Origin of the sequence: Rahnella aceris (assembly GCF_011684115.1) — a bacterium.
GTDB lineage: Bacteria > Pseudomonadota > Gammaproteobacteria > Enterobacterales > Enterobacteriaceae > Rahnella > Rahnella aceris.
This window is the reverse complement of record NZ_JAADJV010000005.1, coordinates 311191-326915: the sequence shown is the minus strand read 5'-3', so window position 1 is coordinate 326915 and position 15725 is coordinate 311191. Positions and strand designations below refer to the sequence as shown.

The 15725-nt window shown below is 50.5% G+C and carries 13 protein-coding genes, 1 tRNA gene and 2 rRNA genes; 8 read left to right on the top strand and 8 right to left on the bottom strand.

The window, feature by feature from the left end; genetic code table 11:
* From rrf (GW591_RS21785) to rrf (GW591_RS21775), 3 genes are all read left to right on the top strand, one after another.
* A 5S ribosomal RNA gene (gene rrf, locus GW591_RS21785) occupies window positions 1-112 on the top strand; the annotation flags it as partial.
* 50 nt (window positions 113-162) lie between these two features.
* A tRNA-Thr gene (locus GW591_RS21780) sits at window positions 163-238 on the top strand.
* A gap of 36 nt (window positions 239-274) precedes the next feature.
* Window positions 275-390 (top strand): 5S ribosomal RNA (rrf, locus tag GW591_RS21775).
* Between the two features lie 135 nt (window positions 391-525).
* Here the strand turns inward: rrf (GW591_RS21775) and actP are convergent.
* From actP to acs, 3 genes are read right to left on the bottom strand one after another with little or no spacing between them, the layout of a single operon-like run.
* Window positions 526-2160 carry a cation/acetate symporter ActP gene (actP, locus tag GW591_RS21770; protein WP_370447459.1) on the bottom strand — a complete coding sequence of 545 codons (1635 nt, stop codon included), beginning with the start codon at window positions 2158-2160 and terminating at the stop codon, window positions 526-528.
* Between the two features lie 29 nt (window positions 2161-2189).
* Complete coding sequence (locus tag GW591_RS21765) at window positions 2190-2501, bottom strand: DUF485 domain-containing protein (protein WP_013573722.1); 312 nt, start codon at window positions 2499-2501, stop codon at window positions 2190-2192.
* A gap of 55 nt (window positions 2502-2556) precedes the next feature.
* The gene (gene acs / locus GW591_RS21760) at window positions 2557-4518 is read right to left on the bottom strand and encodes an acetate--CoA ligase (protein WP_037034316.1); all 1962 of its coding nucleotides are present in this window, start codon (window positions 4516-4518) and stop codon (window positions 2557-2559) included.
* A gap of 515 nt (window positions 4519-5033) precedes the next feature.
* Between acs and GW591_RS21755 the strand changes: the two genes are divergently transcribed.
* The 5 genes from GW591_RS21755 to GW591_RS21735 all read left to right on the top strand — a co-directional run bounded on the left by GW591_RS21755 (window position 5034) and on the right by GW591_RS21735 (window position 10280).
* Window positions 5034-5612 (top strand): fimbrial protein, encoded by a 579-nt coding sequence (locus GW591_RS21755; RefSeq protein ID WP_014411543.1) that lies wholly within the window; start codon window positions 5034-5036, stop codon window positions 5610-5612.
* 101 nt (window positions 5613-5713) lie between these two features.
* Complete coding sequence (locus GW591_RS21750; protein ID WP_121020164.1) at window positions 5714-8215, top strand: fimbria/pilus outer membrane usher protein; 2502 nt, start codon at window positions 5714-5716, stop codon at window positions 8213-8215.
* Window positions 8216-8261: 46 nt separating this feature from the next.
* Entirely contained in the window at window positions 8262-8999 is a 738-nt protein-coding gene (locus GW591_RS21745) for a fimbrial biogenesis chaperone (RefSeq protein WP_121020163.1), read from the top strand.
* Between the two features lie 9 nt (window positions 9000-9008).
* Window positions 9009-9980 carry a fimbrial protein gene (locus GW591_RS21740; RefSeq protein ID WP_013573727.1) on the top strand — a complete coding sequence of 324 codons (972 nt, stop codon included), beginning with the start codon at window positions 9009-9011 and terminating at the stop codon, window positions 9978-9980.
* Between the two features lie 27 nt (window positions 9981-10007).
* Complete coding sequence (locus tag GW591_RS21735) at window positions 10008-10280, top strand: helix-turn-helix domain-containing protein (RefSeq protein ID WP_013573728.1); 273 nt, start codon at window positions 10008-10010, stop codon at window positions 10278-10280.
* A 24-nt stretch (window positions 10281-10304) separates the two neighbouring features.
* On the opposite strand, the gene GW591_RS21730 is transcribed toward GW591_RS21735, so the two are convergent.
* The 5 genes from GW591_RS21730 to GW591_RS21710 all read right to left on the bottom strand — a co-directional run bounded on the left by GW591_RS21730 (window position 10305) and on the right by GW591_RS21710 (window position 15571).
* Window positions 10305-10862 (bottom strand): FidL-like protein, encoded by a 558-nt coding sequence (locus GW591_RS21730; RefSeq protein ID WP_013573729.1) that lies wholly within the window; start codon window positions 10860-10862, stop codon window positions 10305-10307.
* Window positions 10852-11727 (bottom strand): winged helix-turn-helix domain-containing protein, encoded by an 876-nt coding sequence (locus tag GW591_RS21725; RefSeq protein ID WP_225444976.1) that lies wholly within the window; start codon window positions 11725-11727, stop codon window positions 10852-10854. Before GW591_RS21725 ends, GW591_RS21730 begins: the two co-directional genes overlap by 11 nt.
* A 254-nt stretch (window positions 11728-11981) precedes the next feature.
* Window positions 11982-13010 carry a S66 family peptidase gene (locus GW591_RS21720; RefSeq protein WP_013573731.1) on the bottom strand — a complete coding sequence of 343 codons (1029 nt, stop codon included), beginning with the start codon at window positions 13008-13010 and terminating at the stop codon, window positions 11982-11984.
* 91 nt (window positions 13011-13101) lie between these two features.
* On the bottom strand, window positions 13102-14418 hold the full coding sequence (locus GW591_RS21715; protein WP_121020162.1) for an MFS transporter: 1317 nt from the start codon (window positions 14416-14418) through the stop codon (window positions 13102-13104).
* Entirely contained in the window at window positions 14411-15571 is a 1161-nt protein-coding gene (locus GW591_RS21710; RefSeq protein WP_126124598.1) for a mandelate racemase/muconate lactonizing enzyme family protein, read from the bottom strand. Before GW591_RS21710 ends, GW591_RS21715 begins: the two co-directional genes overlap by 8 nt.
* Window positions 15572-15725: the final 154 nt, after the last annotated feature.

Sequence of the window (15725 nt, the reverse complement as noted above, 5' to 3'; positions counted from 1 at the left end):
GCGGCAGTAGCGCGGTGGTCCCACCTGACCCCATGCCGAACTCAGAAGTGAAACGCCGTAGCGCCGATGGTAGTGTGGGGTCTCCCCATGCGAGAGTAGGGAACTGCCAGGCATCAAATAAGTAAAGTTCGCTTTTACGCGGATTGTTATAAGAATTAGCGTGCTGATATGGCTCAGTTGGTAGAGCGCACCCTTGGTAAGGGTGAGGTCCCCAGTTCGACTCTGGGTATCAGCACCAGTAATAAGCGTAGAGTTCGGTAAATTACAGAATTTGCCTGGCGGCACTAGCGCGGTGGTCCCACCTGACCCCATGCCGAACTCAGAAGTGAAACGCCGTAGCGCCGATGGTAGTGTGGGGTCTCCCCATGCGAGAGTAGGGAACTGCCAGGCATCAAAAAAAGACAAAAGCCCTGCACATTGTGCAGGGCTTTTGTCTTTTTGTTCTACGGATCAGCGATTAAGCACGCAATATTCAAACAAAAGGCCATCCTCAGGATGGCCTTTTCTATTTCTGCGCTCTACTCATCAGTGATTAGAGCTTTGCGAGATCCCGATCCCTGTTTGTGACCGCACAAACTGAGGGTAGAAACGCTCCCTTTCTTTCTGTCCTTCCAGTGAGTTATCTGTAATCGAGAAGAACCAGGTACCGGCAAAAGCAACAATCATCGAGAACAGCGCGGGGTATTCGTAAGGATAAATGGGCTTAGCATGTCCTAAGATCTGGACCCAGATAGTTGGCCCAAGAATCATCAATATGACTGCTGTAAGTAAGCCGAGCCATCCGCCAATCATTGCCCCGCGCGTTGTCAGTTTAGACCAGTACATTGAGAGCAGAATAATGGGGAAATTGCAGCTCGCAGCAATGGAGAACGCTAATCCAACCATGAATGCAATATTCTGTTTTTCAAACAGAATACCCAACGCGATGGCGACGATACCAAGCAGAACAACGGTGATCTTCGAAACCCTTAACTCATCACGTTCTGTTGCTTTACCGTCCTTGATGACGCTCGCATACAGATCATGAGAGACCGCCGAAGCCCCTGCCAGCGTTAAGCCCGCGACCACCGCTAAAATGGTTGCGAAAGCCACGGCAGAGATAAATCCGAGGAAGAAACTTCCACCGACCGCATCCGCTAAATGCACGGCTGCCATATTATTACCGCCGAGTAATATACCGCTGGCATCTTTAAACGCCGGGTTTGAGCTGACCAGAACAATAGCACCGAAACCGATAATGAAGGTCAAAATGTAGAAGTAACCGATAAAGCCAGTAGCATAGAACACGCTTTTCCTGGCTTCTTTGGCATCATTGACGGTGAAGAACCGCATCAGAATATGGGGTAAACCGGCGGTACCGAACATCAGTGCAAGCCCCAGAGACAGAGCGGATATCGGATCTGAAACCAGTCCTCCCGGGCTCATGATTGCAATCCCTTTAGAGTGGACGGCGACCGCCTGAGTAAAGAGGGTATTAAAGTTGAAGCCGACAGATCTCATGACCATAATCGCCATGAATGTCGCACCGGCCAGCAACAGGATAGCTTTGATGATTTGTACCCAGGTCGTCGCCAGCATTCCGCCAAACAACACGTAGAGTACCATCAGGATCCCAACCAGGATCACTGCGACATGATAGTTAAGCCCAAACAATAGCTGGATTAACTTACCGGCACCGACCATTTGTGCGATCAGATAAAGCGCAACAACCACCAGCGAACCGCAGGCTGAAAGCAGCCGGATTGGTTTTTGTTTCAACCGGTATGACGCGACATCTGCGAAGGTATATTTCCCCAAATTACGCAGGCGTTCGGCAATCAGGAACAAAATGATTGGCCAGCCGATCAGGAAACCGATGGAATAGATCAGGCCATCATAACCGGAGGTATAAACCAGTGCGGAGATACCCAGGAAAGAAGCGGCAGACATGAAATCGCCAGCAATTGCCATACCGTTTTGCAGGCCAGTAATGCGGCCGCCAGCTGTATAGTAGTCCTGGCGGGACCGTGTACGCTTTGCTGCCCAATAGGTGATATATAAAGTCGCGCCAACAAACAGCACGAACATTACGATAGCTTCAATATTAAGAGGCTGACGTTTAACTTCCCCGGCGATGCCCTCCGCAGCAAGCAAACTGAACGGGAAGGCGAGGGATAGCATCAGTAAAAGAAGAGAGCCGCGACGTGCGATCATGGCTGCACCTCGCGGATAATATCTGCCGTCAGGCGGTCAAACTCGCCGTTCGCGCGAATGACGTAAATTCCTGTCAGCACGAAGGAAATCACGATCAGCCCCACGCCCACGGGAATGCCGCGGGTGATGGTGGCACCGTCATAGAGAGGTGTTCCCAGCCACTGTGGATCGAACGCAATCAGTAAAATGAAAGCGACATACAGAACCAGCGTGATGCCTGACAGCAGCCAGGCAAAACGACTGCGTTTTTGCACCAGTTCCCTGAAGCGCGGATTACTTACAACTCTCTGATAAATGAGATCATTCATCTCAGTGACTCCTGTGAGGCATTGATAGAGTTCACCGCGCCAGGGCGGTGAAAAATTACGACGGCACTTTCATTGATTGTTTTTCTTCCAGCAATTTATCGACTACGCCCGGATCCGCCAGCGTAGAGGTATCTCCCAGATTGCTTGTGTCTCCGGCTGCAATTTTGCGCAGAATACGACGCATAATTTTGCCGGAACGGGTTTTTGGCAACGAATCAGTCCAGTGAAGAATGTCAGGCGTGGCAATGGACCCTATCTCTTTACGCACCCAGTTGCGTACTTCGGTATAGAGTTCCGGTGACGGTTCTTCGCCGTGATTCAGTGTGATGTAGGCGTAAATAGCCTGACCTTTAATGTTATGCGGAATACCCACAACGGCAGCTTCTGCAATTTTAGGGTGAGAAACTAATGCTGATTCAATTTCAGCCGTCCCAAGGCGATGGCCGGAAATATTGAGCACGTCATCAACACGGCCTGTTATCCAGTAATAACCGTCTTCGTCACGACGCGCACCGTCACCGCTAAAGTACATATTTTTAAACGTGGAGAAATAGGTCTGCTCGAAACGTTCATGGTCACCAAACAGTGTACGCGCCTGACCCGGCCAAGAATCGGTGATGACCAGATTGCCTTCGCATGCTCCTTCCTGAGGAACGCCTTCGTTGTCTACCAGAGCAGGCTGAACACCGAAGAACGGCCGCGTTGCCGAACCCGCTTTCAGCTCAGTGGCACCCGGCAGCGGGGTTATCATGAAACCGCCGGTTTCGGTTTGCCACCAGGTATCGACAATCGGGCACTGGCTGTTACCAATAGTCCTGTAGTACCACTCCCAGGCTTCCGGGTTAATCGGTTCGCCAACTGACCCCATGATCCGCAGTGAAGCACGGCTGGTGCCCTCAATGGCTTTATCCCCTTCAGCCATCAGTGCGCGGATCGCCGTAGGTGCGGTATAGAGGATATTTACCTTGTGTTTATCAATAACCTGCGCCATACGGGCCGGTGTCGGATAATTTGGTACACCTTCAAACATCAGGCTGATGGCTCCGCACGCCAGCGGGCCGTAGAGCAAATAGCTGTGGCCCGTTACCCAGCCGACATCGGCCGTACACCAGTAGATATCGCCATCATGATAGTCAAAGGTGTATTTGAAGGTCAGGGCCGCATAGACCAGATAACCGCCCGTGGTATGCAATACGCCTTTCGGTTTACCCGTGGAGCCGGAGGTATAAAGGATGAAAAGCGGATCTTCTGCTTTCATTTCTTCGGGCGGACAATCTGCAGAAATGCCTTCAATTGCATCATGCCACCAGATGTCACGACCCTCTTTCCATTCCCCCTGTTTGCCGGTGCGTTTGAAAATGATGGAATGTGTGATGCTGGTGACCGACGGGTTTTTCAGCGCATCATCCACATTTTGTTTCAGCGGAATGGTACGTCCGGCGCGCAGACCTTCGTCGGCGGTAATCACCAGTCTGGCATTGGAATCGATAATGCGACCGGCAACAGCTTCCGGGGAGAAACCGGCGAAGATAACGGAATGCACAGCACCGATACGGGCACAGGCCAGCATCGCGACAGCCGCTTCCGGTACCATAGGCATGTAAATAGCGACAACATCCCCTTTCTTAACGCCCAGGCCCTTTAAGACGTTAGCAAACTGACAAACATCATGATGAAGCTGTTTGTAGGTGACATGTTTATTCTCGGCTTTCGGGTCATCACCTTCCCAAATCAGCGCGGTCTGATCGCCTTTGTCGCTTAAATGACGATCCAGACAGTTAGCTGCAAGATTCAGAGTGCCATCCTCAAACCAGCGAATATCGACATTCCCCGGCGCAAATGAAGTGTTTTTCACTTTTGTGAAAGGCTTAATCCAGTCGAGCACTTTGGCCTGTTCACCCCAAAATGCGTCAGGATCTTCGACAGACTGTTGATAATACTGCTGATATTTCTCAGGTGTGATCAGGGTACGCTCTGCTATGGAGGCAGGAATAGGGTGCTTATAAACATGGCTCATGGTTTTTCTCCTTTAATTTGTTAATGATATGTCAATAAAAGGTTGGGTGTAGTTTGCGGTATGCCTTTGTTTGTTTTCTGGGGGACAGATCACGCAAGCGGAGAAAAAACAGCAGGATATATTCATTCGTCATGCGGAGCAGTCCACATAAGTCTGGGAAGTTCAGGAGAGAGTGGGAAAGAGATAAAGTTAAAAAATATGATTCTTAATGTGATTATCTGGTTAAAGAAAGCTTAACTCAGGGTTTGGTGTGGAAATTTTCTTATCTATTACGGAACATTTAATATCAGATATTTTAACCTCTGAGTTAATTTCCTTTCATAAATCGCATGTTTAAAGATTAATCTGAGAGTAAAACTCTTAATATTTGCAATTGGCAAATTATTATAACGTTAAATTTAAAATATCAGTATATTGATCTGGCAAGAGAGGGGTGCTCTCTTCGGTACAGCGAAAAATATCGCTTAATAGCTGCTTAATGCTTAATAGCTACCGTTAAATCTCAAGGACTTATTATGTTTAACGCCAAAAGAAAGACACTGGTTATTGCTTTATCTGCCTGTATTTCTGCATCAGCTTTTGCAGATGATACAACGCCTCCGACAGGAGCTGATCAAGGTTCAGGCCGTATTCATTTCACCGGGACGGTTATTAACGCACCTTGCTCAATTGCCGCAGGTGATGAAGACATTAATGTAAACATGGGGCAGGTCGCGAATAAGGTGCTCGAAAGCGGCAATAAATACTCTCAAAACGTGAATTACACCATTCATTTGCAAGATTGTGACCTGACCGCACAGACGGCGGGCACTGTTCAATATCCGGCTATGTCCAAAGTCGCCGTTTCTTTTGCGGGTACGCCTGACAGCAGCGCCGCTGAACTACTGGCCAACACCGGCAGCGCGAAAGGCGCAGGCATCCGCCTGATTGACGCCAACGGTGACCTGCTGAAAGTGGGAGACACCTCTAAAGATATTAACCTGGTCACAGGGAATAATGAGCTGGTATTCGCCGCACGCGTGGAAGCCAATTCTCAGCCTGTTTCAACCGGTACGATCGTTTCTCAGGCAACTTATGCCCTGAACTACAAATAAATATCGCTGCTATTTAGGGGAGTTTTCTCCCCTTTATTTTTTGGCTGTGCCAGCGCCAGGGATTGGTGTGGATTACTATTTTAGTAAGAAGTGATTTTATTATGTCGTTTGCGATGAATAGAACATCGGCTGAAATCAAGAATGTCCTGTGGTTTATTTTTCTTCTGTCAGGATGCTTTATTTCAGTCAGAAGCTTCGCAGTAGAATTTAACGTTAACTTCATTGATTCTGCCGATCGCAATAATGTCGATCTGTCACGGTTTCAGGTAGCCGATTATATCGCGCCCGGTGAATACCTGCTGGATGTGGTGCTCAATGGCCGCACGTTCGGCGAACAAAGCGTGATTCACTATATTCCCACTGCGGATAAGAAAAATAGCCGCCTGTGTTTACCGCCGGTACTGGTGGATAAATTCGAACTCACTAAAGACGTGCGCGAAAAGCTGACTTTGTGGCATCGCGGTGAATGCACATCTCTCGATCAGCAGCAGGAAGTCACCGCACGTTACGATCAGGAAAAACAAACGCTGAATATCAGCATTCCCCAGGCCTGGCTGACCTTTCACGATCAAAACTGGGTGCCGCCCTCACAGTGGGATGATGGCGTCAACGGTGCATTGCTCGACTACAACCTGCTCGGCAGCCGATACATGCCGCAGTCCGGCGACAGCACCACCAGTTTCAGCAGTTACGGCACCACCGGTTTTAACCTCGGGCCGTGGCGCGCCCGTGCCGATTATCAGTATTCTTCGTCGCGCACGTCCGGCGCGCCCGCCAGTGATAAATTCACCTGGACGCAAACCTATCTGTATCGTGCGCTGCCTTCTGTGGGCGCACGCCTGACCGGCGGGCAGACCTATTTAAGCTCAGATATTTTCGATTCATTCCGTTTTCTCGGTGTTTCACTCAACAGCGATCAGCGCATGTTGCCTCCGTCGCTGCGAGGTTATGCGCCGCAAGTCACCGGCATCGCCAAAACCAATGCCAAAGTGAGTATCAGTCAGAACGGGCGGGTGATTTATCAGACCAACGTGTCACCGGGCCCATTTGTGGTTCAGGATCTGACCGAAGCGGTACAGGGCGCACTGGATGTCAAAATCGAAGAAGAAAACGGCAGCGTGACGACTTATCAGGTGACCACCGCGACCATTCCGTTCCTGACCCGCAAAGGCCAGGTGCGTTTCAAAACCGCAATGGGCAAACCGACCACCGGCAGCAGCAATCACGTCTTGCAGCCGGGTTTTTACAGCGGCGAAATGTCCTGGGGTGCGCTGAATGATTTCTCGCTTTACGGCGGTCTGATCAGCACCACCGGTAACTATCAGGCGCAGGCCATCGGCGTCGGGCAAAACCTGCAAAAACTCGGTGCCGTATCTTTTGATGTCACGCGTTCCTCGGCGACCGTACCGGTGGCAGGGAAACAAACCGGGCTGAGTTACCGCGCCAACTACTCCAAGCGGTTTGACTCGACCGGCAGTCAGATTACGTTTGCCGGATACCGCTTCTCGGAAAAAACGTTTATGTCGTTCAGCCAGTACCTCGACAAGGTGAACGGCGACGGTTATTCCCGCGATGACAAACAAACCTACACCGTGACGGCAAATCAGTACCTGCCGTGGCCGGCGATCACGCTCTATCTCTCTGCTACCCACAAGGTCTACTGGAATGAGAGTGCGAGTAACAATTACAGCGTGTCGGTCAGCAAGGTTTTCGATATCGGCCGCTTTACCGGCATTTCTGCGACGTTTTCCGCCAGCAAGCTGAACTACCGCGATACCGATGAAAATCAGATGTTTCTGTCGCTCAGTTTGCCGTTGTCTTCCGGGCAACAGATCAGCTACGACGCGCAGCAGGATTCGCAAAGTGGTTACTCGCAAACGGCGTCGTATTACAACAGCCAGGATCCGAACAATAGCTGGCGCGTGGGCGCGGGCGGGAGCAGCCCGGATCTGCAAAAAGGTAACGGTGTGTTCCGCGCCAACTATCAGCATATGTCGCCGTACGGTCAGTTCGGTGCGAACGGCAGCGTGAAAAATAACGATTACCGCTCAGTGAATGCCAACTGGTACGGATCGTTTACTGCGACAGCGGCAGGCGCAGCATTGCATCAGAGCAGCGCCGGCAGCGAGCCACGCATGATGGTATCAACCGGCGTGAAAGGCATTCCGATCAGCGACGGTGCGTCAGTGACCAACGATTACGGCATTGCTGTTGTGAATGGTGTGTCCAGCTACCAGACCTCCGATATCCGCGTTGATGTGAATAATTTGCCGGATGACGTGGAAGTTTACAGCTCGGTGGTCAGCAAAACCCTGACGGAAGGCGCAATAGGCTTTCGCAAAATCCGCGCCATTAAAGGTGAACGTCTGATGGCGGTAATACGCCTCGCTGATGGCAGCCACCCGCCGCTGGGCGCCGCCGTTACCGACAACAGTTCCGGGTTTGAAGCGGGCCTGATTGGCGACAGTGGTCTGGCGTACCTGGCCGGAGTATCCGGCGAGAAATCCCTGACTGTTCGCTGGGGAGACGGGCAGCAATGTCAGATCCAGGTGCCACCTCAGCCCGTGACATATTCAGGGCAGGTATTGCTGCCCTGCACTTAATAATTTAAACGCTTTTAACAAAGCAGATCAGGAAAGGAATAATCCGATGAACAGGTATTTTTTGCGTTTTGGGGCAGCATTACTGCTGATGATTGGCATGACTTATCCGGCTTTCGCCGCCGTCAATCTGGACCGGACACGCATCATCTATAACGCCAGTGATAAATCCGTCAGCGTGATGCTGGAAAACCAGAGCAAAGATCTACCGTATCTTGCGCAGGTCTGGCTGGAGAACGCGCAGGGCGAAAAAATCACCTCTCCGCTGGTGGCGTTGCCGCCGATGCAGCGCATTGATGCTGGCCAGAAAAGCCAGATCCGCATTTTGCAGTTACCCGAAACCGCCGGTCTGCCGAAAGATCGCGAATCGCTGTTTTACTTTAACGTGCGTGAAGTGCCGCCAAAAAGTGACATGGCGAACGTGATGCAGGTGGCGATCCAAAGCCGCGTGAAGCTGTTTTTCCGTCCGGTGGAACTCAGGAAGCTGGTGAAAGGTCACTGGCAGGAACAGCTTCAGGTTGCCCGTCTCAGTGATGGGCTAAAACTGACCAATCCGACACCGTTTTATATCACTGTCGGCTATCTGGGCAAAGACAACAAAGGCAATATCCCTGGTTTTGACAGCGTGATGCTCGCACCGTTCGCCAGCGAAAATCTCACCGGCAAGCAGTACGTTAGCCAGCAATATAGTCTGGGTTACATGGATGATTACGGCGGTTTGCAGGTGAACGAGTACAACTGCCAGACACAACAATGTCAGCGCATCAGCAAAGACGCAAAACGCTAAGGAGTGGTGATGGCTGGTATTGACAGATTTCAGGCGGGTCGGATGGTATTTCTCCTGCTGCTGTTGTTTTTTTCCCGCAGTGCACTGGCGCTCGATTGTGTCGAAAAAGGTACCGGTATTGTGGACAAACCGGCTATTCCCGTCGGGCAACTGGCGATCCCGGCGAACGTGCCAGCAGGCACGAAAGTCTGGGAATCCAATGACATCAATGTCACGGCCTATTGCGACAATGTGCTGGGTTCGATCATTGATGTGGTGCATTTCTACTTTAATCCCAAATCACAGTCGATTGGTGAAGGGTTGCTGCTGGGCGTCAGTTACAACGGGCAGGATCTGGAGCAGAACGAACAGCGTCTGAGTACCAACAGTACGCCGATCAAAAAAGGTCAGAATGTGACGGTGAATGTCACGTTCCGTCTGTATATCAAAGTCAGCGGAAATGCGCCTTCCAGCGGACATTATCAGGGGGCCGACCAGTTTACGGTTTTCCAGCTTGACGGCAGCCGCGGGATTAACAAAACGCCGGGCGCAAAAAATCTTAAATACAACCTTTCAGGATTACAGGGGATCCGCTTTCTGGCCTGTGGCTCTGACCTGAAAGTCTATCCTGAGTCTCAGATTGTCGATTTTGGTGCGATTCAAAGTACCACGTTGTCCCGATCGTCCGGCGTTTCACTGCCGTTTGCCATTAAAGCGGTAAAACAAGGGTGCCTTGACAACTTCTCGCTGCAGGCGGAATTTTCCACCGCCAGCCCACTGCTGGACAACACCGCGATTGACCTGTCCAACGGCGCGAAGCTGATGCTCTATAACGACCAGGATAAAGCCATCACTTTCAACCGCTATGATGACTTTGCTGAGCTGAACAATGTGAATGAAGTCACCAAAAACTTTACGGCAAAACTGAGTGCGATTCCGGGGAAAACGCTTTCTCTCGGGCAGTTTGACGCATCCGTGATCGTCAAGATCAACTACTACTGACGACGGCTTAAGGAAAGGAGGAAGGCTATGCTAAGAACGGCAAAATTGCGGGCGCAGGCGCTCGAGGAACCGGTTTATAAGGTCCAGGCACCGGAGCTCATCGCAGAGACTCACATTCATGCCCTGCTGCAAACCCTGCGTGAAGATGCTGGACTGAGTAAGACAGAACTGGCCAGACGGCTGGGCATCACGCCACCGGCCATTACCCGCCTTGAGAAGCGGCCGGCTCAGGCCAGTTTTTGTACCTTGTCGCGTTACGCCCAGGCTTGCGGGTTTCATCTGTACCTCTACTATAAATAAGTGAGTTGCTAAATGTATTTGTATTCAAAGACTTTTTTTGAATACACACAATGCAATCGGAGACTGGTTGCTTTCAATCAACAGGGTGCTGTTATCGTATTTCTTCAGTACCAGCGTGTCAGTATGGCCGGTCAGAAAAAAACTGTTTATCAGCAGGAGAGACGAAATCTGCCAGTCCATATTGTCTACACTGTCGATATTAATCTGACTGCTGGTGAGCGAATACGTACTGGAGTTTGTGCTAACGTGAATATAGTCATAATAAATGTTTCTCAGCAATGTTTTCCGTTGAATAACAATCCCATTTTTGTCATACAAATAACCCGTTCCACTGAGTGAAACTAAAATTTTGTGGTTGTCAAGAAAACTGAAGTAGAGTGCGGCCACCAGTTTTGCGGTTTGATTATCATATTGTGCTTCTATGATCATATTTCCACGGCAAGGTATATTAACAGGGAATGCTTCCCGGTTCTTTTGGACGAAAAAACCATACAGGGTAAAGAGTAATATAAATACAGCCGGGATGAACGGGAGGAGGATGCTCTTCTTTCCCTGAAAAATACGTTTTCTATCACTGAACATGCGTGGTCCTGTCATTTGTATAATAGCTTATGCAAATGTTAGCTTTATAATTATCATCGGTAATGCACTGCGCCATAAAATCACGTACTGAGCCAGTATTGATGGGCGAGGTAAAACGCTCACTTTGGAATATGAAAATATCTCCTGGTTTGCAGGTAATATTATTTTTTTGCAGAAATGTCCCGGCCAGTTGAATAAATTCGCGCTTACGGGACGAAATGACGGGCGCGGTTGAATACAAATCACAGGCACCCAGCCTGGCAATTTTCAGCTCTGTTTTCGGATCCTGTAAATCGTTGTACATAATGAAAAATGCCCACACAGTCAAGACTGCCGCCACAAGCAGGCTTATCATAAAGCCAGAGGGGCGATTTTTTATCCTCTTTTCAGGTTGCGTTTTTAGCTGAAGTGATGCTGCCGTCGGCGCGATGTTCTCTTCCTTTTGCTCTGTTTCAGTCAGCCGGTTTTCCGGTGTTTTGTTGACCTGCACGTTGTGAACCTGAATTTTCTCCTCAGGAGGTTCATGCATGAGGTAAGGTTCAATAATGATTTCTTTACGGATAGTAAAACCGACCTTGGGCACGGTAACGATAAATTCATCAGGGTAACCCAAAGTGACCACTACTTTGCGTAATTTGCTGACGCAGTGATTAAGATTATTATTACTTGCTATCAGTCCGTAGTCATCCCAAACTTTTTTAAAAAATATTTCACGCTCAACAACGATACCCTGTTGTTCTATTAACAATAATAATATCCTGCGCGCAGGATTAGAAATGGCGATCTTGTTTTCTGAATCACCCGCTAATGAAAGTGTGTTATCTTCAGGGTTGAAGACTATTAGATTTTCAATCAGATAATTCATGTGCATTTCACGCCTCCCTGTTAAGAATATCCTGCCTCCACACATGCTTCATGCAATGAGAACAATGCGCACCCGGCGCGCATTCTTGATTTATATCTCACGCATCAGGTCAGTCAGTATAAACCGTTCTATTTCAAAAACAGATTTCTGTCGTAAATGTTTACAGAGCAGTCGTTCGAAATGTAATGGCGGAAAGCGTGGGGGGAAAAGCATATAAATCACGTACGGATTTTTAGTAGTACGTGATTTTTGATTTATTGCTGCAGATACGGGCCGACAATGTCGATGTGCTGCTGAGAGAAGTCGACAGCAATACGGGCACCCAGAGGAAGCGTTAACATCGGATGGGTATGGCAGCAGTCGAAGCCATCAACCAGCGGAATGTCTTGTCCGTTCAGCACTTCCAGCAGCACATCCGCCGGTTGCCTTCCTGTCCCCGCATTATCGAACAATTCGTGTTTGCCGAGCAGAATAGCGCTCACACGGTCGAAAATTCCGTTCAGTTTCAGCATTGAGAAAGAGCGCTCGATGGTCGCGATATTGTGCAAGCTGTCTTCGATAAACAAAATATCGCCCTGACGGATTTCCGGCATATAAGGGCTGCCCCAGATGCCAGACAACGTATTCAGATTTCCGCCGATGACGCGCCCCTCGATGCGTCCCTTGCCGTGAAAACGGCAGGTATTGGCGTACAACGTTTTCGCCCTGACCGGCGTGACATCATTCCAGTTGAGCTTTTCATCCGTCCAGTGCTGCGGTAAAGCGTAGCGATAAGGCTCAGAGCGGCGGGTCATCAGGATGTCAGCGAAAGACGCGTAGGTTTCATCAACCAGCGGCGGAAATTCGCCAAAAGAAGCCACCAGCGCCGGACCGTAAAAGGTGATCAATCCTGTTTGCGCATAAATCCCGGCCAGCAATGCGGTCGTGTCGGAATACCCGATGATGATTTTCGGATCAGTACGCAGCGCATCGTAATCCAGATAAGGCAGCAGGGAGTTAGTGTTGTTACCGCCTATCGACGACATTACACAACGCACCTGCGGATCACGGATCAACTGATTCAGTTCTTCGGCACGTGCCTGAATGGAGCCGGAGCGATAGTGATCATATTGTCCGGTCATTGTGCCGGCTTTCAGCACAAATCCTTTATCTTCAAGGAATTTCTTCCCGCGCAGATAACGGTTAGGGGCGGTGGCAGTCACCGGTGATGACGCAGAGAAAAAACCAATGGTATCGCCGGTTTTCAATGCAGGGGGGAACAGCGAAAGTTCTGACGAGGGCATTTTACATCCTATAAATCTGCTCAATGTTCAACCTGCAATGTATCAATTCAATTGCAGGTTGAACAGGGGCCTTACAGGATAAACCGGAGGATTAATGACCGGCGGCGATTTCTTCCGCTGGCGCTTTTTTGCCAAACAATTCATTCACTTTGTTCTGGCGTACCAGAATAGCCATTGCAATCACACCGACGATCGCCAGGCCACTTGAGAGGATGAAGGCTGACTGATATCCCCCGCCGTACTGGATTAAAAATCCGGTAATGCTCGGGGATAAAATCCCGGCCAGATTCGCCAGTAAATGCACGAAACCGCCTGCGGTCCCGATACGGTGCGCCGGAACGATATCCTGCAACAATGACCAGCACGCCTGTGGCGTCATATAAGCAAAAATACTGGCGACGGTAATCAGCGCCACGGCGCCTGCGGTGTTGCGGGTATAAGCCGTCATCAGCACACAACCGGCAGCAATAATCAGACCGGCGAAAATCACCGCTTTGCGTGAGAAGAGGAAATTACCGCTACGACGGTAGAGAATATCGGCGACAATCCCGCCACCGATGAAACCCGCAGTCGCGCCCAGCCAGGGCAGAATACCGATAATGCTCATGCTCTTAATGTCGAGATGCTGGAAGTCAGTGAGATAGCTTGGCAGCCATGACAGGAAGAAATACTGAATGTAGTTGAAGCAGAAAAAGGCTGCAGCCACCCCCAGCACCGGTTTGGATAAAACGTAATACCACAAGCTGTGCGCATCATTTTCTCTGGCGCCGTTTGTCACCGGTGTCGCCGGGCGGTCGCTGGCAATCAGACGTTTTTCTTCCTCTGAGACCCGCGGATGCTGCTCTGGCTTATCGCGGAAAAAGGTCATCCATGCCGCCAGCCAGACAAAGCCCAGTGCAGCAATCACCACGAAGGCGATGCGCCAGCCGAAATGCAACCCGACCAGCCCGACAATCGGCGCGGCGATGGCGGCCCCCAGTGGCTGCCCCGCATTGGTGAAGCCGACCGCGCGGCCGACTTCCTTGCGCGGAAACCAGTTGGAAATTGATTTGTTGGTGGTGGTGCCCATCGGGCCTTCGCCGATACCAAACATGACGCGCACGACCAGTAAATGCGCGAAACCGGTGACCAGTGCTGTTGCGCCGCAAAATACGGACCAGAACGCAGCAGCGAAGGCGAAGACTTTTCGCGGGCCAAACTTGTCTGCACTCCACCCGCCAATAAAGCAAAACAGGCAGTAGCCAATAAAGAAGGCGCTGAACAAAATCCCCATCTGGGCATCATTGATATGCAGGTCGCCTTTGATCAGTGGCGCCATCACCGATAACGCCGCGCGGTCGAGATAATTGAGCATGCCGGCAAAGAACAGCAGCAGGGCGATGACCACCCGATAATTGGATTTACGCATGTGCGGCCTCCGCGGTCAGAGAAAGGGTTTTCGAGCTGATGAGGTACTTCTGGATGATGGAAAGTGATGGCTCAAAACCTAGCCCCGGCGTATCCGGCAACAGCATATGCGGTTCAAAATTCAGTTGTGAATAAAGCGTTTCCTGCCACTGAATGTAAGGCACTTCCAGACTCACGCTGTCGTCGAGCGTAGCGACCAGTTGGGCGGTGGCCATCAGGCCGGCACCGTAATAAAAACAGTGCGGAACAACGCGGATGTGGTATTGCTTCGCCAGCGCAAACACTTTCAGCATGGCGGTGATCCCGCCGACTTTACTGACGCTGGGCTGTGCGACGTCAATCGCGCCGTGTTCGAAATGCTCCACAAAGCCCTGAACGCCTGCTGCATTCTCGCCTGCGGCAATACGGGTTCCTTGTTTTCGCACTTCCGCCAGACCGGCTAAATCATCCGGTGGCCAGACCGGTTCTTCCAGCCATCCCAGATTCAGAGAACGTAAAGCCTGCGCCTGTTGCGAGGCTTCTGCCACGTTCCACGGACAGTTCACATCAACCATCAGTTCAGCATCGGCAGGCAGTATTTCTCTGGCGGCGGCAATGGCCGGATAAGCCGTTTCATGCAATTTTATGGCGCGGAATCCCGCCTGCCAGGTACTCAGCACTTTTGCTGCCACACGTTCCGGATGATTGCCATAACTGACCAGGCTGGCGTAAACCCCGATTTTCTGACGTTTCGCCCCCAGCAATTGCCAAAGCGGCTGCTTCCATGCTTTCGCCAGCAAATCCCATAGCGCAATATCCACAGCTGAAAGGGCAAACATCACGGGACCGGTGCGCCCGAAAGCATGAAAGTTCACCTCGGCCTGCTGCATCAGTGCAGCAATTTCCTCAGGACTTTCCGGGCAGGTTTGGCCGAGAAAAAATCGCCCGACTAAGCCGTTCATCGCGGTTTCGGTGAGCGGATTACAAAGATGACCGAAACCTTCCCCCCAGCCGTGTAAGCCGCTGTCGGTCGTGATTTTGATCAGTAATGTTTCCATTCTGGTGAGTTCGGGAGATGCCGCGTTATAGGCATCCGCCTGTATCTCTGGTGTTTTATCCCTGTCGCTGCTGAATGGAATCGCAACGCGCAATACCTCAATTTTGGTTATTTTCATGAGACATTCCTGTTTTATAGGGCCTTGAGGAAACTTATCAGGCTAAGGAATCAGTCTAAAACGCAGGGATATGACCGTTAACGGACGTTGGCCTAACTTTTAAGCAGAATTGAACGGGAGTTTTGTGCAAATGAATGAAGGGATGAGAAGTGAA